The organism is Haloarcula sp. K1 (assembly GCF_001647155.1).
GTDB lineage: Archaea > Halobacteriota > Halobacteria > Halobacteriales > Haloarculaceae > Haloarcula > Haloarcula hispanica.
The window spans coordinates 140,721-160,335 of sequence record NZ_LRHL01000045.1; the positions used below are offsets into that span (position 1 = coordinate 140,721).

General features: G+C 61.5%; 18 protein-coding genes. 5 read left to right on the forward strand and 13 right to left on the reverse strand.

Features of this window, described 5'->3' with window-relative positions:
- Positions 1–79: 79 nt before the first annotated feature.
- The 5 genes from AV929_RS19110 to AV929_RS19130 form a co-directional block, all read right to left on the reverse strand.
- A complete protein-coding gene (locus tag AV929_RS19110; protein WP_064289027.1) occupies positions 80–1,069 on the reverse strand; it encodes a DMT family transporter in 990 nt (329 codons plus the stop codon).
- Positions 1,070–1,345: 276 nt separating this feature from the next.
- Positions 1,346–1,615, reverse strand: coding sequence for a hypothetical protein (locus tag AV929_RS19115; protein ID WP_005532887.1), 270 nt, complete (start codon positions 1,613–1,615; stop codon positions 1,346–1,348).
- Positions 1,616–1,740: 125 nt separating this feature from the next.
- Positions 1,741–2,358: a bifunctional 2-polyprenyl-6-hydroxyphenol methylase/3-demethylubiquinol 3-O-methyltransferase UbiG gene (locus AV929_RS19120; protein ID WP_014031268.1), complete on the reverse strand. Its 618-nt coding sequence runs from the start codon at positions 2,356–2,358 to the stop codon at positions 1,741–1,743.
- A gap of 134 nt (positions 2,359–2,492) precedes the next feature.
- Complete coding sequence (locus AV929_RS19125) at positions 2,493–2,771, reverse strand: SHOCT domain-containing protein (protein WP_230458918.1); 279 nt, start codon at positions 2,769–2,771, stop codon at positions 2,493–2,495.
- Between the two features lie 154 nt (positions 2,772–2,925).
- Positions 2,926–3,360 carry a pyridoxamine 5'-phosphate oxidase family protein gene (locus tag AV929_RS19130; protein ID WP_050038415.1) on the reverse strand — a complete coding sequence of 145 codons (435 nt, stop codon included), beginning with the start codon at positions 3,358–3,360 and terminating at the stop codon, positions 2,926–2,928.
- Between the two features lie 102 nt (positions 3,361–3,462).
- On the opposite strand from AV929_RS19130, the gene AV929_RS19135 reads away from it, so the two are divergent.
- Entirely contained in the window at positions 3,463–5,298 is a 1,836-nt protein-coding gene (locus tag AV929_RS19135; protein ID WP_014031271.1) for a bacteriohemerythrin, read from the forward strand.
- A gap of 68 nt (positions 5,299–5,366) precedes the next feature.
- Here AV929_RS19135 and AV929_RS19140 read toward each other — a convergent pair whose 3' ends face one another.
- Positions 5,367–5,597: a hypothetical protein gene (locus AV929_RS19140; protein WP_014031272.1), complete on the reverse strand. Its 231-nt coding sequence runs from the start codon at positions 5,595–5,597 to the stop codon at positions 5,367–5,369.
- A gap of 92 nt (positions 5,598–5,689) precedes the next feature.
- On the opposite strand from AV929_RS19140, the gene AV929_RS19145 reads away from it, so the two are divergent.
- Positions 5,690–6,460 carry a hypothetical protein gene (locus tag AV929_RS19145; RefSeq protein ID WP_064289029.1) on the forward strand — a complete coding sequence of 257 codons (771 nt, stop codon included), beginning with the start codon at positions 5,690–5,692 and terminating at the stop codon, positions 6,458–6,460.
- Between the two features lie 214 nt (positions 6,461–6,674).
- On the opposite strand, the gene AV929_RS19150 is transcribed toward AV929_RS19145, so the two are convergent.
- The 3 genes from AV929_RS19150 to AV929_RS19160 form a co-directional block, all read right to left on the reverse strand.
- Positions 6,675–7,523 carry a hypothetical protein gene (locus AV929_RS19150; protein WP_064289030.1) on the reverse strand — a complete coding sequence of 283 codons (849 nt, stop codon included), beginning with the start codon at positions 7,521–7,523 and terminating at the stop codon, positions 6,675–6,677.
- 87 nt (positions 7,524–7,610) lie between these two features.
- The gene (locus tag AV929_RS19155; protein WP_014031275.1) at positions 7,611–8,537 is read right to left on the reverse strand and encodes a hypothetical protein; all 927 of its coding nucleotides are present in this window, start codon (positions 8,535–8,537) and stop codon (positions 7,611–7,613) included.
- A 295-nt stretch (positions 8,538–8,832) separates the two neighbouring features.
- Positions 8,833–10,131: an amidohydrolase family protein gene (locus AV929_RS19160; protein ID WP_064289031.1), complete on the reverse strand. Its 1,299-nt coding sequence runs from the start codon at positions 10,129–10,131 to the stop codon at positions 8,833–8,835.
- 142 nt (positions 10,132–10,273) lie between these two features.
- On the opposite strand from AV929_RS19160, the gene AV929_RS19165 reads away from it, so the two are divergent.
- Both AV929_RS19165 and thrC read left to right on the forward strand, forming a co-directional pair.
- On the forward strand, positions 10,274–11,617 hold the full coding sequence (locus tag AV929_RS19165; RefSeq protein ID WP_064289032.1) for a dihydroorotase family protein: 1,344 nt from the start codon (positions 10,274–10,276) through the stop codon (positions 11,615–11,617).
- 160 nt (positions 11,618–11,777) lie between these two features.
- The gene (thrC, locus tag AV929_RS19170; protein WP_064289033.1) at positions 11,778–13,037 is read left to right on the forward strand and encodes a threonine synthase; all 1,260 of its coding nucleotides are present in this window, start codon (positions 11,778–11,780) and stop codon (positions 13,035–13,037) included.
- A 48-nt stretch (positions 13,038–13,085) separates the two neighbouring features.
- Here thrC and AV929_RS19175 read toward each other — a convergent pair whose 3' ends face one another.
- The 4 genes from AV929_RS19175 to AV929_RS19190 all read right to left on the reverse strand — a co-directional run bounded on the left by AV929_RS19175 (position 13,086) and on the right by AV929_RS19190 (position 17,977).
- Positions 13,086–14,120 (reverse strand): LLM class flavin-dependent oxidoreductase, encoded by a 1,035-nt coding sequence (locus tag AV929_RS19175; protein WP_064289034.1) that lies wholly within the window; start codon positions 14,118–14,120, stop codon positions 13,086–13,088.
- Between the two features lie 100 nt (positions 14,121–14,220).
- The gene (locus AV929_RS19180; RefSeq protein ID WP_014031280.1) at positions 14,221–15,213 is read right to left on the reverse strand and encodes an ABC transporter permease; all 993 of its coding nucleotides are present in this window, start codon (positions 15,211–15,213) and stop codon (positions 14,221–14,223) included.
- On the reverse strand, positions 15,213–16,313 hold the full coding sequence (locus AV929_RS19185) for an ABC transporter permease (RefSeq protein WP_014031281.1): 1,101 nt from the start codon (positions 16,311–16,313) through the stop codon (positions 15,213–15,215). The genes AV929_RS19180 and AV929_RS19185 overlap by 1 nt, the downstream gene beginning before the upstream one ends.
- Positions 16,313–17,977, reverse strand: a complete 1,665-nt coding sequence (locus AV929_RS19190; RefSeq protein ID WP_064289035.1) for an ABC transporter ATP-binding protein — start codon at positions 17,975–17,977, stop codon at positions 16,313–16,315. The genes AV929_RS19185 and AV929_RS19190 overlap by 1 nt, the downstream gene beginning before the upstream one ends.
- Positions 17,978–18,284: 307 nt before the next feature.
- Between AV929_RS19190 and AV929_RS19195 the strand changes: the two genes are divergently transcribed.
- Complete coding sequence (locus tag AV929_RS19195) at positions 18,285–19,436, forward strand: BMP family ABC transporter substrate-binding protein (RefSeq protein WP_064289036.1); 1,152 nt, start codon at positions 18,285–18,287, stop codon at positions 19,434–19,436.
- The last annotated feature ends 179 nt before the right edge of the window (positions 19,437–19,615 follow it).

Genomic DNA, 19,615 nt, shown 5'->3' on the forward strand with positions numbered 1-19,615 from the left:
ACGGATTGTTGTAGATTATGTCCGGGTAGCGCTGATCTCGGGGTCGGCGCATACCGGAACATCGCCCCAACAATCCGTATCAGTCCTGCGTCGAGTACGCGTTTCCGCTGACGACGACGCAGTCGTCCCGTGGAGTCTGTGTTCGATGGGGCGGCGAACCAGTGTGACGGCGGCGTAACGACCGAAGCACGTCGGCTTTCACCCACGCGAAGCCGACCACGATGACGGCGAAGCCGGCGACGGTAACCGGGCCAAGTGTTTCACCGAGCAGGAGCCAGCCGCTGATGGCCGTCACTGCCGGAACCACGTAGGAGACCAGGCTGGTTTCAGCGGCCCCGACTGTGCTGATCAGCCGGAAGTAAAGGAGGAACCCAATCGCGCTGGCGACGATGCCGAGGTACGCGATTGCCGCTAGCTGTTCGAGCCCGACTGTGACTGTTCCGAGCCGTTCCGAGGGCAGCCCCGCGCTGACGGCGTGCAGGATGCCCGCCCCGAGCAGGGTCATCCAGGCCTGCAGACTCACAAGCGGGAGCGAACTGGTGTAGCGTTCGGTCAGGACTGCCCCGACGGCGAAGGCCACAGCCGAACTGATGAGCAGGGCAACGCCGAGCAGTCGGCCGCCGACCGCTCCCGGCGTGGGATTTGCGATGATAACCACGCCGATGAATCCACAGACGGTACCGATGAGTTCGTGCGGACGGGCCCTGTAGCTCGGTATCAGCGTCGATGCGAACGCCGGCGTCACAACCGGCGTGAGACTAAGCAGGATCGCGCCGAAGGAACTCGGGACGTACTGCTGTCCGAGAAACAGGAGCGCGAAGTGTGCGCCGATGAGGACGGTGCCGCCGATGAGAATCAGTGACCAGTCATCGCGGGTCTGTGGTCGCAGTGACCGGCCGCGCCAGAGAGCATAACCGAGCAGTACAACCGCAGCGATGTCGTGTCGGACAGCTGCCAGCAGCACCGGCGGAACGCCTTCGAGACCAGTCTTGATCGCCACAAAGGAAAGTCCCCAGATGAGTGCGAGCGCAGCAAACAGCAAGCCAATATGTCGTGTCGAGCGTGTCATTCCAGTAGAGACCTACCGTATGTGCTGGAGGAGTATGAAGCTTCTATCGCCACTGTGACGCACACACACGGCTTCTGTCGGCGAATCCGACGTTCAGAAATTATGGCAGATAGTGCGTGTCCACAGTACAATTGCGGTCACTTGTACCGAGACGTATTGTTCTACTCGGGTACGGAACACAGAAGTCGTATTCAGGTGCGACCGTGTCCTCAGTTCGCGGTCAGGTGTGTCAAAAAAGGCTGATGCCCACATCGGCAGCCCGGCTGATGACCCAGGTCAGGTCGACATCGTGTCGAAGTGCCAGCCCGGGTCAGTCCCGGTTTCGTCGATGTGCTCGGACCGGCACGCCGGACAGCAGTCGGGGACAGCGGTTTCGGACCGGGGGACGTACACCGCGCCGTCACACTCCACACAGGCGTCCGCGACGACGGTCACGCAGTCCGCACAGAGATTGAAGTCGTCGACTGTGAGGTCTCGCAGGGGTTCGAGTTGTTTGTCCAAGAGGTACTCGTCGATAGCCGCCTGACAGTTTTGGCACAGTTGCATAGCGATCCAACTTGACGCATGATACCGTGACACAAATAGTTGCTGCCCGGTTATCGATCCTGAAGTTACCGGCGGGTGGCGATCCGACGACAGAACCGGCGAAAAGTGATACATAGCGGTGCGGGCTACGGCGCACGGAACACGCGAATGGTGTCCCGAGACGTCGGTTCCCGAATGAGTTGTGCGAACCCTAGTTCTGAAAATACTTGCTTCCAGTTGCGGTGATACAGCGGGAAGTCGTCGTCGACGTAGCTCACGTCAGTGTCTTCGCGTCCACGTTGGGGACTGTTGCCCTCGTTTTCGGCGATTACGAGGAGGTCCCCTGCGATGCGAGCGATCTCCTCGAACACCCACGCGTCGTCGGGGTGAATGTGCTGGAGCGTCTCGACCGAGTAGACGACATCGAAGGCGTCGTCCTCAAACTCGGTAACGATGTCCTCAAGCGCTCCGGTGTGGAACGTCCCCGAATCCGCGAGCCGAGGGTAGTGTTCGGCCATCACGTCGAAGGATTCGTCGTTGATGTCGATACCAGTGAGGTTCCCGTACCCGTTGGTCTGGAGGTGTGCCAGATGGCGGCCCGAGCCACACCCCAGTTCGATGATCCGGGCGTCATCGTGGACGTAGTGGTCGAGCACGTTGACCAGCGTCTCACTCACTTCGTTCGGTCCGAGTTCAGCGTAGTACGCCGGCGAGAACTTCCCGGAGCGGGAGGCCCAGTCGTCGCGAACGTCGTCCGGGTCCATACCCACCGTACACCGTTGCGGAATAAATGTACCACGAAGTGTGTCAGGCGGGCCGCGGACGCAGTCAGGGAGTCATAAGTCACGGATGAGTGTCCCACCAGACGGACAGATGATGAAACTGCCAGTGTCGTGGCCTACGACTCGTGCTGGAGCAACCGGTCGGCCCGTGTTTCAAGCTCCGCCTCGTCGATCTCGCCCGACGCGTACTGCTGTTTGAGGGTCTCCAGTGAATCCGGTTCAGCGGTCGCCTCGCGCTGTAACTGCACGTACAGCAGGACACCGATCGCCACAACAGCGATGACGAACGCTGCGAGCAGCAGCCACCAGCCGCCTGGGGCCATGCCCATGCCCGTCGCCTCACCGTGGGGTCCCATCGGTCCGTGCTGGAGTAGCGCAGTTGTTGGCGGTAGCATCTGGTACACCTCTGTTTGTATCTACGGGGTTCAAGCCATAATTACGTGCGTTAGTTCCCACAGGCTGAGAACACGAAGCGGGCCGAACAGCGGTGAATACAGCGCTGAGAGGGAGGTCTGTAACAGGTGGTGTCCGTGGGTCGCGACACCAGTTTCACCCGACTCGGAATTCTCGTCCGTACCAGTCGTCGATTCGGAGTTCGTACGGCGTCGTCGTCGATGTGTCGTCCCAGCTGACTGGATTCGGGGCGAACTGTGTGTTGCTGGCCAGCGAGGCGAGGGCTGGCTCTACCTCGTCATATGTCGCCTCTACCAGCTCACCCGTAACCACGACGCTTCGCCACACGGATTTGGGTTCTGTCTCTTCGTACACGGTGAACCCGACGGTGGCGTCAGCCGTCAGATAGCGGTGTTTCTGGCTCTCGTCGCTCTCTGAAAGGTGAAACGCCAGGCTATCGGTCGCCGGGTCGTACCCGAAGGCGACCGGGACCGGATACGGAGCCGCCTCCGTCGGGCTGGACAGTGCCAGCACGCCGATTCCGTTGTCAGTGAGGACGTCGACAACCGTTTCGTCACGTAATTCTCGCATCCCGACTGCGATGTTAACTGGAAACTACTTGGGATGCAGACCGCATTTTCACTCGATGGGAACGTGAGAGTTACTTTTCAAATAATGGGTAACAGAACAGGTATGGGCACAGACTCGACGGGGGAGTTTGCCGAGTGGGACGAAGAACGGTACAGCACAAATATCGAACGGTTCGATGAGCAGCACAAGCGCCTGTTCGGGCTGCTGAACGACCTCCATACGGCGATGAACGAGGGCCACTCCGAGGAGGAAGTCGGTGACATCCTCCGGGAGCTCGAACGCTACACGGAGTACCATTTCGGTGACGAAGAGGAGTTCATGCAGAACTGTGGCTACGCCATGGACTGCAGCGACTGTTTCTACAATCACCGCGAAATGCACGAGGAGTTCGCCGGGAAAGTACAAGAGCTCCGCGAGAAACACGAGAACGGGGAGTACGTCACGATGGAGGTCCTGACAGTCGCCCGGGACTGGCTCGATGCGCATATCGCCGCCGGCGACGAGGACCAGAACTACGCTGACTACTTCCAGAGCGAAGTCAGCGACGACTACGAGTACGAACCCGGACAGTTGTATCAGGACCGAACAGCGTCGGAGGACCCCGTGCCAGTTGACCGGCAGCCCGAAGACGCCGGCGTGCGCCTCGACAGCGACGTCTACGACGGTGGCTCGCTTTCGGTTCCGGAGGGGTCGGTCGCGGCCTGGTTCGAAGACATCGTTTCGGACCACGGGGACCGGACCGCGGCGCTCGTCCGGGATGACGGCGAGTTCGTCGAGCGGAGTTTCGAGGAGATGGCCGAGCGGGCGAAGGCGGTCGCGGGCGGGCTCCTCTCGACGGAACTGCGTCCCGGGGATCGACTGGCCATCAGAGCCCAGTCCCAGTACGAGTGGTCCGTGCTCGACCTGGCCTGTCATTTCGCCGGACTCGTCCCGGTCGCACTCTACCCGTCTGCGAGCAACGACCGAGCAGCCCAGATCATCGAGCGGACCGGCGCGACCGGACTCGTGGCAGCGGGAGACGAGGCCGGGGATCTCTCGATGGCCGTCGAAACCGTGCTCGACTTCGAGGCGCTACCGACTGCTGAGGCGAGAGTGCTCCCCGGCCTGCAGACTGACGGTGACGAGGTTGCGACAGTCGCGTTCGACGTGGCAGCCCCTGCGGAGAAGGCCGGCTGCGCGCTGACACACCGGAATCTACTGGCGGCAGCAGAGAGTCTCCGGGAGGGGCTTCCCACCGGCCCCGGCGCGACCGGGACGTGTTCGCTCCCGCTGGCACACATCTATCAACGTGTCGCGACGTACTACCTCTGGGCGACCGGGAGCGCCGTCGCCTACCTTGAGGCCGAGGAGTTCGTGGAACAGCTCGCGGCCGTCAAGCCCGACGTGCTCGTCGGGGTCCCGAAGATGTACCAGCAGCTCTACGGGACGATACAGGACCGTCTCGGCGACATGGGCTGGATGAAGCGGAAGGTCGGCGGTCGAGTGGCATCCTACGGGCAGGGTATCGTCGAGGGGCGGGGAACACCGCTGAAGTACAGGGCCGCCAAGCGACTCGTCTACAAGCCGTTGCGACGAGAGACAGGGTTATCAAACCTCACCTACGCCCTCTCCGGGACAGGCCGGCTGGACGATCATCTGCTGTACTTCTTCCGGGGGCTGGGCGTTCCGATATGCGAACTATACGGCTCCGTCGGAACAACCGGTGTCGGCGCGCTGAATCCGGCTGCGTCCTTCGTTGAGGAGTCAATCGGCGACCCAATGCCGGGCGTGGAAATCGCTGTCTCGGAAAGCAGGGAGATACTGGTCCGTGGCCCGACTGTCCTCGGTGGGTTCCTCGACGGCGACCAGACTGGCGCACAGACGCTCCGGGACGACTGGTATCACACCGGCGAAGTCGGTGAGGTGGGGCCAGACGGGGAACTGTCGCTCGCCGAGTGAGCATATCGGGTGAGCGGTGAACAGCCCTGTTTACCGTACAGTCGATCGAGGTCGTAGTTCGAGTCGGGTCAGACGAGCCGAGACCCGAGTGCGACGAGTGGCACGAGAACGACTAGGTACGCGGCCGCCGAAATCGCCCAGTCGCGTCGGATAGCCGCTATTCGAGCCGACGGCAGTCGGGACCGCGGGAGCACGACGAAAACGAAGAAGCCGACCATCAGGATATAGAGGACAGCAGCGGCGACCACTGTTGCCAGTATCGACTGCCCGCCCACGAGCCCTTCGCTGGTGAGAAGCATCCAGACGAACAGCGGACCAGTCAGCCAGCCAGCGATGTGATACCGATTTGTTGGGTGCGAAAGCCTGTGAGGCCGTACGCCGTAGTGACGCTATGCGCACACAGGACGCGGGACACCGAGCGGCAGCAGTCGCCGCCATCGCTGACCGGGATTACCGTCGCGCTGGTGACGAGTACACGCGGGCCGGGTGGCGTGTTCTTTCGGACCCGCGGGAAGGCATCGAGCCGTTCAGTGCCGACGAGAAGGGATGGGTCGGTGACGGTCTCCAGTACCTCGCGACGAGCGCGGTCTGCTACCGCGTCGCCGGAGCGGACACGCGCGCCACCCGCCGCGGCGTTGAGGGAGTCGCCGTGGCCAAGGATTTGACCAACGGGCTCGAACACCCCGTTCAGCACGCCTGCCTCAAGGAGTTCGTCGGAGACTTCCGAACAGTCGCAGGACTCGACGATGTCGAGGCAGCGTACCGCGAAGCTGAATCGGCCTACAAGGACGCTGGCAGTGCTGTCGACAACCCGCAAGCGTGGGGGACGACGCCGCTGTTCGAGGCCGCTGCGACCCTCATCCAGCAAGTCGCTCGTGGCCCTGCCAACGGCGAAATCGCTCTTCCCTGGGAAGACCTCCACGGCACGGACCCGGACGAGCCCGGCAGGTTCCTCGCACAGCGGGCCGTCGTCAAACGGCAACGGTTCCCCAGCCTCGTCCAGCAAGTGGTTACCGACGGATTCCTTGCCGCCCCTCGCGGGACGACGGAGTACGACACCGACCACCACCGCTGCCCGCACTGTGGCTCGGCAGATGTGAACTGGGTCGCAGAGAGTGTCGTCTGTCTACGGTGTTCCCGTCCGACGGCCGAGACAAACTAATACACAGCATCTGTTTTCAGAGTGGAGCGGAATGTCGATATTATGTATCCATATTTCGAATTTTCAATCTTAAAAGCGCCCTATAAAAAGTCATCTGAAGTCTGCGTTATCCGATTGGACAGCAGCACCTCTATCAGAGGTAGATCCGGAGTTACTCAGTCTAGTAAGAATAGAGGATTAGAGAGAAGAGGTCCAGACAGGCTGAGCCCACTGGTCACGTTGTCGGTTCGGTCGACTCGGGCAGTGACGCCGAGTCGGTGCGTACTTCGAGCAGTAGTCGCCGATTAACGATGTGATCGACGACAGCAGTGCTGTCGAGAATTTCCGTCTCACCGTCGTGGGTATCCGGGTCGCCGGCGTACCGCCGTATCTTGAACGAGTCCATCGCGTTCCGGTTCTCCGAGACTGGTTCGATAACTTCGAGGTACTCGTCGGTGGTGGTGTTACGATAGGTCTCTCCCGTGGCAAAACCGACAACAGGGACATCCACAGGCCACTCCCACGAGAACTGCCGGAGATACTGGTCGAACTGCCAGACGAGGTGCGCCGGGTCGAGATCGTCGTCGAGCGCTCCCACGGCGGCCGAGTCGAGTGTCCGGTCCCAGTAGTCGACGACGCAGTCCTTGAGATCGTCTTGCAGACAGTCCTCGACCAGTTTCTGCTCGATGGGATAGCCGATTTCGATGGCAACGATGGCGTGTCGGTCGAGATGGGTGAGACAGCGCTGGCATTCGATCTCGAACACGGACAGGCCGAGTGGGTTATCCGCAGTCAAGTGCGCCAGTTCGTTCCCGCAACTGGGACACCAGAGAAACAACACCCCGTTGTCTGCACCGGACAACTCGCCGAGCACAGTCAGGTCATCAAACGCGGTGTCGGGATCGTTCGTCAGGGAGTCGGACTCCGACTCCGGAACGGCCTCTGCGGCATCGTCCGCGTATTTGGCCAGCTTTCGGTCTTTCAGCAGCGACTTGATAACCGAATCGTGCGAGGAGTGAGACTCCGTATCACGTATCTTCTCTATCTGTTCTTTCGTCCAATCTCGTACGCGTATAGTTGCCATTTATCACACATTCAAACCGGGCTACAAAAACATTTTCCTTTTATAATGAAGGTTAATCTTCGCGCACAACCACCACGTAGAGATCAGTTACCGACTGGCAGCAGTGATACGCCGCTTGATTTCGGCGTTCGAGACACGTATCTGGGTAGCTGCCAGCCGATGGGTGACGAGGTCGAGGAGGTCCAGTTCCGACAGTAATCTCCGGGCGTGTGTCTGGCTCAAATCGAGACGCTGGGTCACCTCGTCCAGTGAGGTGGACTGGGTAACAGTCTGTGCGAGGTCGGCCACAGTCACGTCCTGAGAGATACCGATTCCATCCGCGACGAGATTGTCGTCACTGTCCTGTGAGTCCGCCTCAGCGAGCAGGTCGGCGACAGATCTGGCCCCCAGTCCGTCCGGTTCTTCGGGTTGGCTGTTGTCGGCCACCCTGTCCTCAGAAGGGTCCGACTCGACCGGGGAGCTGGCGTCGGTGTCGGTATCCGAATCTGTCTGCATGTCCGCAAGGCTGAGTCCGCCTGCCTGTGGCGTCGTGTCGGTCGGGTCGTGGATATCATACTCCACCATATATCGGCGCACAGTTTCGGAAGTCACGTCGGCGTCAAGCGCTTCGGTCATCTCCGGGAACGTATCGCAGGCCTCGTAAGCCGCCTGAAGTGCCTCGGGGTCCTTGTATGCTGGCACGGAATCCGACTGCGAGAGGGTCTCTGCCAGTTCATTGGACGTGCCCCCCTGATCGTCTGATGGTACTGGTATGTCAGTTCCGACAGGGACGGTAACCGTCACGTCAATCTCAACCCGCTTATCGGTCAAATCGAAGCCCTCAGCCTCGACAGATACGTCGTCGTGTATCGATACGCCACCGAATACCGGCGTCGCGAGTGTCAGGTCAGCACTGATTTCGTCGTTATCCGCTGTCGTCTGGCCCCTGACTGAGACCGATTTGACCTCAGTATCAGACGAATCTAGGCATTCGAGTACCTGCGTGAAAGTCTCAAAGGCGTCACTAACTACCATGTGACATTCACGCTCACAGACCCACTATTACATACGGGAACCGGAAAAAATTGCGATGGTACACGAAATAGACAGATTCGGCCCATCAACGATGCTACAGTCAAAATACCGTGTGTACAGAATGTGCACATCTACGGTGAAATCGAGATATCGTCCGTTGTTTTACACCCTGAGAGTGTTATTCTTTCGTGCCCGAAAAGGTGGCTCTCCGCAATTCGCAGAAGAAGTGGATATACACCCTTAGAGTGTATATATTTGCGGCAGTCGAACAGGTGTCATTCACAGCCGGTAACTCCTACAACCGTTCCCAGAGTTCTGCACTCGCATCGCCGACGGCGGTCATGTCCGAATCATCGACTCCAGTGACGCCCGATTGCTGGTCGTACACAGTCTCCCCATCGATAATCGTCCGGGTAACGTCCGCACGGCTTGCAGCGCTGACGACGTAGTAGGGTGCACTCCCGTCTAACACCGGGTTCGGCCCCAGGTCAAGTGTCACGAAATCACCACGCTTGCCGACCTCGATACTACCGACAGCGTCGTCCATCCCCAGCACTGCCGCGCTGCCGATTGTCGCCCATGCGAGGGCAGTTGCCATGTCGAAGCCGCTCGGGTTGCGCTGCTTGAGTTTGTGGATACCGACGGCCGAACGCATAGTCTCGAACATATCCGGGTCCCACCCGTCGTCACCGAGTCCGATTGTCATCTCGTTGGCTTGCATCGTTTCGACGTCAGCGATACCGACGGCGTTGTTGATGTTGGAATATGGGTTGTGTGCGACGTTGACGTCGTTTTCGGCGAGGATTTCGATTTCGGACTCGGTGGAATGGACGCAGTGGGCGGCGATGATTTCGGCGTCGAAAAAGCCCATGTCTTCGAGCGCTGGCACCGGTCGTTTCCCGTAGTCGGCGATGGATTCGTGAACGTCGACCAGCCCCTCTTCGAGGTGTATCTGGATCGGGCGGTCGTGGTCGGTAGCCCGGTCGACACACTCCTCGACGATGTCCGCAGTGTTGGTAAACAGCGTGTGGAGGCAGTAGTGACCGGAGACGGTGTCGTACCGCTCCTCGGTTTCGTCGATGAATCGCTGATTCTCCGCGATGCCGTCTCTGGCCTGGGACTCGGAGTTTCGGGCCGTCGTCTCGAAGGCGATCATCCCGCGGATCGGCGTCTGTGCGACGCCCGCTGCGACGGCGTCGAGGCCGCCCGGCAGTGTGTTCGGCCCGGAGTAGTTGTCACAGAAGGTTGTGACGCCGCTCTGAAGCATCTCGGTACAGGACCCCAGTGCGGACAGGCGAGCGTCACGCTCGGTAAACGCCTCGTCGACGTTCCACCAGATATCAACGAGCGCTTCGTAGAAACTCTCTGGTGAGGCAGCGAGCGGCGCACCGCGAATCGGGAGCGCGTACATGTGAGTGTGGCAGTTCACCAGTCCCGGGATGACGACCTCGTCAGTGGCGTCGATCACGTCAGCACCGGACGCGTAGCCGTCCTCGATAGCGACGATCTCACCGTCCTCGACAACGACGTGTACCTCCGACCGGACCGTGCGCCCACCGTCCATCGTGATGAGCGTCCCTGCGTTCAGTATCACAGGTTGGGCGATACCGGCAACCGACTAAAAGCTACTCCGCCCCAGAACGGCCTTAGCGGCCATTCTCTCACAAGCCGTGTGTGGGCCGGATGTGGCGTCTCACACACTAACTGTTTTCGTCGTTCGCCCTGCCCGTACTGGCATGACAGATATTCACATCAAAGACGCACAGGTGGTGACGGCGTCGGGCATCCAGCACGGTGAGATTGCGATTTCCGACGGAACGATAGACGCCGCTGGTCCGGCGTCGTCGGTCCCGACTCCCAGTGACCCGGATACCGTCATCGACGCGGACGGCATGGTCGCGCTCCCGGGCGCTATCGACGTGCACACCCACATGCACGACGACGAACTGTTTCCGGATGGAATCGACTTCGCGTCTCAGACTGCGAGTGCGGTCGCCGGCGGAGTGACGACGGTCATCGAGTTGCCGACGCAGACACCCGTCACGACTCCCGAAGCAATGCAGGAGAAAGCAGCGGCGTGCTCGGCGCTCGCACACGTCGATTTCGGCCTTGTCGCGGGCAATGTTCAGGACCCCGATATCGACGTGGCCGGCATCGTGGACGCCGGAACGGCGGATTTCAAGACGTTCACCGCCGACCCGTATCTGGCGAGCGACGCGTCCATCGCCCGGCTCATGCGGCGCGTCGGCGATGCCGGGGGAACAGTTCGCGTCCACTGTGAGACGCAGGGACTGCTCGACGACGCGCGGTCGGCTATCGACGGCGACGAGCCCGAGGTGTACATGGACTCACGGCCGCTCGAAGCCGAGCTAGACGCGATTTCTCGGGCGGGCTACTTCGCGGAGTACGCCGACTGTCCGCTGCACGTCGTCCACATCTCCAGCGGGAGCGGCGCGCGGGAGGGCGACCGCTTCAAATCGCGAGCGAACGTTCCGGTCACGCTCGAAACCTGTCCGCAGTATCTCGCCTTCTCGAAGGGAGACGTTGCTGAACACGGGCCGTTCCTGAAAGTCAACCCTAGCCTCAAATCCGACGCCGAGCGGGAGCGGCTCTGGGATGCGGTTCAGGACGGGACGATCGACCTCATCGGCACGGACCACTTCCCGACGTACCGCGAAACTCGGGATGTCGGCTGGGATGACATCTGGGAGCCATACGCCGGCCTCCCGGGCGTCGAGACGATGGTCGAGTTCCTCGTCAGCGAGGGCGTCCACGAGGATCGGATTTCGTGGCCGCGACTACGTGAACTCGTGTGTGCGGCACCGGCCCAGAACGCTGGCATCTATCCCAAGAAAGGCTCACTGCAAGTCGGAACGGACGCGGACGTGATGCTCGTCCGGACCGAGGAGTACGAGGTCACCCCCGACGACCTCACGTTCGTCGGTGGCTGGACGCCGTACGAGGGACAGCAGTGGAGCGCGCGCGTAGATACGGTCGTCGCCGGCGGTGAGGTCGTCGCGATAGACCACGAGGTCCAGTCAACGGCGGGCCGTGGCCAGTTCTTGGACCGCCCGCTGTAGCGGTTTTGGTCTCCATTGACCTGATAGATGGTTCACAAATAGATGTGTGGCGTGTGCTTGCCGTGTGTGAATATGTGTCATCCACGACAGAGGAGGTTCACCTCACAATCGAGCTAAAGCCGCAGTACGGTTTTATACCCAGTTGTACTCAGGGAGTAGTATGGGCATGACGCAAGTCACAACCCTCGAGTGTACACTCTGTGGGGCGGAGTACGACCCGAACCAGATCATCTACACCTGTCCCAAACACGAGGGCGTAAAGGGAATTCTCGAAGTGACATACGACTACGATGCTATCGACGACGCGTTCGATGGCGACCTCGGCGGCCCGATATCGAGCCAGTGGAAGTACGAGGCGTTTCTGCCAGTCGCAGCGGACGCCGATGTCGTGACGCTCAACGAGGGCGGGACCGACCTCTTCGACGCACCGAACCTCAGCGATGCCCTGGGGGTCGAAACGCTTGTCAAAGACGACGGACGGAACCCGACGGGGTGTTTCAAGGACCGCGCCAGCGCTATCGCTGTCACGAAGGCCAAACACGCCGGTCGAGACATCATCACCTGCGCCTCGACCGGGAACGCCGCCGCGTCGCTGTCGGGCTATGCCGCCCGCGGGGGGATGGACTGTCGAATCTTCGTCCCCGGTGACGCTCCGACAGGCAAGCTCGCACAGCCGCTCGTCTACGGTGCGGACGTCCTCGCTGTCAACGGCAGCTACGACGAAGCCTACGACCTCAGCGTCGAAGTCACCGAGAAGTACGGCTGGTACAACCGCAACGCGGCCATCAATCCGTTCCAGGTCGAGGGCAAGCGGACGGTTGGTCACGAACTCGCCGACCAGTCGATTGCTCGCGGACACGTCCCGGACTGGGTCGTGTTCTCGATGGGCGACGGCTGTACGATCGCCGGGGCCTGGAAGGGGTTCAAGGAGTTCTACGACCTCGGCTACGTCGACGACCACCCCCAGATGCTGGGCGTCCAGGCCGACGGTGCGTCGGCCATCCACGACGCCTTCCACGACCACGACGATATCGACGATATCGCCGAAACGCTGGCCGACTCAATCGCGGTCGGGCGGCCGCGGAACACGCTCAAGGCCTGCCGCGCGCTGGAACAGAGCGGCGGAACGAGCGTGCTGGTCTCCGACGACGAGATTCTGGCGGCAGAGAAACTGCTTGGCAGCACCGAGGGAATCTACTCCGAGCCAGCGGGCGCGACGCCCGTCGCCGGCGTCCGAACCGCACTCGACCGTGGGATCATCGAACAGGACGAAACCGTCGTCGTGGTGTCCACTGGCTTCGGACTAAAAGACACGAAAAGCGCCGAGAAGGCGACCGGTGAAGTGGATCGAATCGACCCCGACATCGCGGAGGTCGAAGGCCTGTACGGCACGGCCGAGGAAGCCGCGGCCGACGATTGAGCAGGCCGAAAAGGGATATCGTCACCTATCAAGTCGGCGGCCAGCGACCTACAGGTAGCCGTCCGCGAACTCGTCGATCATCAACCGCCGGTCCTCGCCAAGCGGATAGAGAATCGGGCACTGGCAGCCAGTTTCCGCGTACTCCCGGACTTTTTCTCGGCACTGTTCGGGCGTCCCGCTGGCGGTGAGTTTGTGAACTACGTCGTCCGGAATGAGGTGCATCCCCTCTTTGATGTCGTCCTTGTCGGCCGGCCACCCGCCGATAGTTTCGCCCACCTCGTCGATGAGGTCCTGGCTGACACCGCTGGCTTTCATAATGTGGGGCTGTTGTCCGAGATACTGCGTGATGAGTTCGCGGGCGTTGTCCAGGGCCTTCTCCTGGTCATGGTCCATCGAACAGACGACTAACTGGGGCCGGTCGATGTCGTCGAGCGAACGGTCGCCACGTTCCGCCCCGGTCTTCAGTGCGTCGAGGGCCTTCTCGTTGTACTCCGGGCTGACGAGGTAGTTCAGCAGCGCGCCGTCGGCGAAGTGGCCGGTGAGTTCCAGCATTTTGAACCCGGTTCCGCCGACGTAGACCGGGACGGTCCGCGGCCCGTCGTCGCCGTGGACCACGTCCAGTTCCACGTCGCGCATCTGGAAGAACTCCCCGTCGTAGGTGACATTCTCCATGTCCAGCAAATCCTGTGTCACCTCGACGCACTCCCGCATCGCCCGCAGTGCGCCGCTGCGGTCGATGCCGACTTTCTCAGCCAGTGGGTCCCACCAGGCCCCGATACCGCACATGATCCGGTCCGGACCGGCGAGTTCCTCCAGCGTGCTCATCGACTGCGCGATCAGCGCCGCGTTGCGCGTCCAGTTGTTGATGACACCCGTCCCAAGTTTGATATCGTCGGTGACCGCGGCGTACGCGCCGAGCGGGGACACGGCGTCGCGTGCCAGCCGCGATTCGGCCTGCCAGATCTCGTCGATCCCCTGTTCCTCCGCGTACTGCACGAGTTCCACGTTCTCTTCCAGCGAGTGTTTGTCCTGCAAGTAGATCCCGACACGGTCGCCTCTCTCGAAGACCTGATTGGCGCTCATGAGACATCCTGAATTCTTCGAATGCCGATAAATAGATTTGGCAACACACACGGTCTGTGGCAGGTGTGGCCGCTCGTTTCGGCCCGTACCCGACTATCCGTTAATCCGTCTCGCGGCTGTAGGACTGCAACAGCGCCGAGGGAACCGCGAGCTGGTCGCTCTTGGTCCGGATGACGGCGTACGCCAGTACGAGAATCGTCGCCAGATACGGGTACGTCCCCATGATCTGTGGGTTCATGAGGAACTCGACGACGGGGTTGATGACCCCGGCGAGCGGCGCGTCAGGACCCACCGTCAGCGAGATGGACTGCGAGCGAATGCGGAGCGCGTCGAGCAGGCCGAACAGATACGCTCCCACGAGCATCCGGCGGGGCCGCCACTGTGCGAAGATAACCAGCGCGACGGCGATCCAGCCCCGGCCCGCGGTCATGCCGGGCACCCAGAGCTGTGAGAACGCCAGCGAGAGGTGTGCCCCAGCCGCGCCGGCGAACCCGCCGCCGATGAGTACCGCGAGATACCGCAGTCTGAACACGGACACGCCCATCGTGTCCGCCATCTCGGGGTCTTCGCCGACGGCTATCATTTCCAGCCCGAGATTCGAATGGTGCAGGAAGTACCAAACCACGACCAGCAGGCCGAGTGCGAGGTAGTCCGTCGCCGTGCTCCGGAAAAAGGCCTCACCGATGACCGGGATATCGACGAGGTACTGTCCGACGAGCGGGAGCGTCATTTGTGGGAAGCCGTCGATTGATTCCTCGACCCAGCCAGAGCCGAAGAACGTCGTCAGACCGCCCCCCAGCAGCGTCAGCATGACGCCGCTGATGACCTGGTTCGACTTCAGCGTGATACAGAGGAACGCGTGGACCAGCGCAAGCACCATCCCGAGGAGGATGCCGACGCCGAATCCGAGCCAGTGGCTCCCCGTCACGACGGTAGTGATGAACCCGCCGAGCGCGCCGACGAGCATCATGCCCTCGACGCCGAGGTTGAGGACGCCCGCCCGCTCGCTGAGGAGTTCCCCCATCCCGGCCAGCAGGAGCACGGTCGCCGCCTGAACGGTGGCATCGAGCAGCCCGGCGATGAAGCTCACCATCAGTCGTCACCCCGCTGTGGCTGGGCCGGCGTCTCCGCTGGCCCGCGTTTTACGTCGATACCGACACGGTAGCTCTTGAAGAACTCCGCAGTGATCAGGAAGAGGATTACCAGCGCCTGGATGATCTCGACCAGCGCCGCGGGCACGCCAAAGGCCACTTCCATGCTCGACCCGCCGACGAACAGCACGGCGAAGAAGAGCCCCGCGAGCAGCACTTTGAGCGCGCTGTTGCGGCCGAGCAACGCGATCGGAATGGCGGTGAAGCCGTATCCGGGTTCGAACCCGGCGCGGTATCGCCCCTGTGCGCCGGCGATTTCACTGATGCCGCCCATGGCCGCGAACGCACCGCCAACGACGAACACCAGGAGGTAGACGTAGAACTTGCTCATCCCCGCCTGCTGTGCGGCCGCATCGTTCGAGCCGACGAACGTGATTTCGAACCCGAGTCGCGTTCGCGTCATCAGGACGTAGGTCACCACGACCATACAGACGGCGACCAGTAAGCCGGCGTGGACCCCGCTGACCAGTTCCGGAATCGTCGCGGCCTCGGAGAACCGCTCGGACTGCGGGAAGTTCCCGGTCCCGCCCTGCATCGGTCCCCGGAGCAAGTAGCTCTGGATTTCGAGGGCGACGAACGTCAGCAGTAGCGAGGTGATGATCTCGTTGACGTCCCACTTCGCACGCAGGTACGCCGGGATGCCCGCCCAGATACCGCCGGCCACGGCTGCGGCGACGAACATCAGCGGGACCAGTGCGAGCCCCGGAAGCGAGACGTTCAGCCCGATCCAGGTCCCGGCGAGTGCACCGGCGACGAGCTGTCCCTCGGCACCGATGTTGAACAGTCCCGCTTTCAGCGGGAGATACACCGCCAGTCCCGTGAGAATCAGCGGCACCGCTTTCGTCAGCGTCTCGGTGAGGCCGAACTCGGTAAAGAGCGTGTCGACGAACATCGTCGCGTACGCCGCGACGGGATTTACATCGAGGACGACCAGCGCGACGGCGCTCACCGCCAGCGCGGCCAGTACGGTGAACACGGGCGTCCCGTAGGCAAGCCAGGCGGGAATCTCCTCGCGTGCGTCGACGTTGACTGCGACATTCATCAGCTCTCACTCTCCTGTGTGGCCACGGACTGAGGCGGCGACGAAGCCGTCTCACTGGCGTCGTCCCCACCTCCGCCGGTCATCTCCAGACCGATCCGTTCCCGGTCGGCCTCGGCCGGTGTCGTTTCGTAGACGAACTCGCCCTCGTACACGACGAGAATTCTGTCGCTCAAGTCGAAAATCTCGTCCAGGTCTTCAGAGAGCAGGATAATACCCGTGCCCGCCTTGCGCTGTTCGAGCAGTGTCTCCCTGATGAACTCGATTGCGCCGACGTCGACGCCACGGGTCGGCTGGTTCGCGATGAGCAGATCCGGGTCGCGGTAGATTTCCCTGGCCAGGATGAGCTTCTGGAGGTTCCCACCGGAGAGGTCGCCGGCGTTGGTCTCGGTGACGTCGCTGACACCGCGGACATCGAACTCCTCGACCAGTGTTTCGGCGTAGGATTGGAGTTCCCCGTAGTCCAAAAACGGCCGGTCGCCGAACCGGCCGTCCCTGAAGTCTTTCATCGTGGCGTTGTGCATCACCGAGAGGTCCGCGGCACAGCCGTACTGGAGTCGGTCCTCGGGGACGAACGAGACGCCGCTGTCGACGAACGTCTTCGGTTTCGCGCCAGTGATGTCCTCGCCGTTGACCACTAACTCGCCGGCTGTCACGTCACGGATGCCGGCCAGGACCTCGGCCAGTTCCTTCTGGCCGTTACCGCTTACGCCCGCAATACCGACGATTTCGCCCTGCCGAACCGTCAGGTCGATACCGGAGAGAGCTTCGATATCTCGGTTATCGGTGGCCTCAACCCCGCGTGCGCGCAGAACCGGCTCACCGAGGTCGACAGCGTCCCTGTCGATTTCGAACAGCACTTCGCGGCCGACCATCATCTCCGCGAGGTCTGCCCGGGAGACTGACGACACCTCGGCGGTGCCGACGTTTTCTCCCTCCCGGAGAACCGTTACGCGGTCGACGATGGCGTCGACCTCGGTGAGCTTGTGCGTAATGAAGATTATCGAGAGTCCCTCGTCAGTCAGCCGTTCGAGCGAGTCGAAGAGCCGCTCGGCCTCGGTCGGCGTAAGGACTGCTGTGGGTTCATCGAGAATCAGGAGGTCGACATCCCGGTACAGCGCCTTGAGTATCTCGACGCGCTGTTGCTGGCCGACATCGAGTTCCCAGATCTTTGCGCTCACGTCGATGTCGAACCCGTACTGATCCGCCAGGTCCTGAATCCGCTGCTCGGGGACGTCGAGACCGAGCGAGAACTGGCCGGCGAGCGACTGGACGAGGCTGTTGTTCCGGACCGTCGCCGGGAGCCAGCTGTCCTCGGCATCGCTGCGAAACGCTGTGGCCGGTTCACGTTCACCGAGCACGACGTTCTCGGCGACGGTCAGGCGTGGTATCAGCATGAAGTGCTGGTGGACCATCCCGATCCCGGCGTCGATAGCGTCCTGTGGCGACTCCAGGTCGAGCCGCTCGCCGTCGAGATAGATATCGCCGTGGTCCTGAGAGTAGAGCCCGTACAGAATCTTCATCAGCGTGCTTTTTCCCGCGCCGTTTTCACCGAGGAGGCCGTGGATTTCCCCGCGCTCGACGGAGAGGTTGACGTGGTCGTTGGCGACGACCCCAGGGAACTCCTTCAGAATCCCCTCCATCCTGAGCGTGGTGTGTTCGGACATGCTCTCTGATCTTGGCCGGGTATCAACAATGTAGTGGCATAATTGTTTCCAAAGGTAGCCATATTCGCCGTCCAGAACGGGAAATGCCGGACATTTGCCAAGTATCAGTTGTTATGTGTTAGCGTCCGTTGTCGACGTCCATCCAGTCTGTCGTGACAGCCAGTAGGATAGACATATGCTGCAGATAATCACCATATACGTATGATAGATTTGGTTTTGTGGCACATATATTGATAATAGGGTAGAAAAAGCTGCACGAACGGGACAATTTAAGTGATTGTTTCTGCAATGGGAATCCGGATAGTGAATGGTTGACAAGAAACACGCCAAATCGAGACGGGAGCTACTGACAGCACTTGGGGCAGCAGGAATTACCGGACTCGCCGGTTGTAGCGGTGGGGGTGACGGAGGCGATGGCGAAGCAGCCACCGACACCGCCGATGGCGGGGCTGCTGACGGGACCACAACCGGTAGTGACGGCGGGTCCGGAACGGATTCGGTCACGGCCGCCTGGGTGTACAACTCGGAGGTCGGGGACCTCGGCTGGTCCTGGGCCCACAACGAGGGTCGGGAGGCGGTCGCAGAAGAATACGACTGGCTGAAGACGGAGTACACCGAGGCTGTCGCCCCCGCTGATTCCGAGCGGGTGTTCGAACAGTACGCACAGGGTGACGCCGACATCATCTTCGGCTGTACGTTCGAGTACCAGGACCCGATGGCGGCCGTGGCGGAGCAGTACCCCGACACGTACTTCGAACACAACACCGGCTACCTGACGATGGAGAACATGGGCCGGTACATGGGCCGGATCTATCAGCCTCGATATCTCGCCGGACAGGCCGCCGGTACCGTCACGGAGACAGATACGCTGGGATACGTGGCGGCATTCCCGATTCCCGAGGTCATCCGTGGCATCAACGCCTACGCGCTCGGGGCTGCGTCAGTCAACGACAGCGCGACGCTGAAGGTCAGATGGACGAACTCCTGGTTCGACCCGCCAACCGAAAGCGAGGCGGCGAACGCCCTGCTGGACGAAGACGTCGACGTGATGGCCCAGCATCAGGACTCCCCCGCTGCACTCCGTGCGGCCTCCGATGCGGGTATCTGGGCGACCGGCTACGACGCTCCCATGGGCGATATCGCCGGCGAAAACTACCTCACGTCCCCGATCTGGCACTGGGAAGAGTTCTACGGCCCGACTATCGAGTCTGTCAGGGACGGCACCTGGGAGTCCGACGCGTACTGGGAGGGTATCGACTCGGGCATCTGTAGCCTGGACGACTGGGGACCGGACGTGCCCCAAGAAGCGAAAGACACCGTCTCGGAGTCGCGGTCGGCGATACTCAACGGCGAGCGAGACGTCTGGGCCGACTCGGCGTTCGAAGGCGAGAGCGACGAGTTCCTCTTCCAGCAGATGAGCAGTTACGTCGACACTGTCGAGGGGGAGGTCCCGAACTGATTCTGCCACCGGCACACAGCTGACGTACTCATCTGCAGTTGCTGGGGCCTTTCAGACGGCTGTGACCACGGTCGTAGTAGTATCGAGCCACGAAGACGATTTTCGGTCACGTTCACGCAAATATATTTGTTCGCTGTAAGATCAAAGATGGTATCTCTTAAGTAGGAGTTTTCGCTACG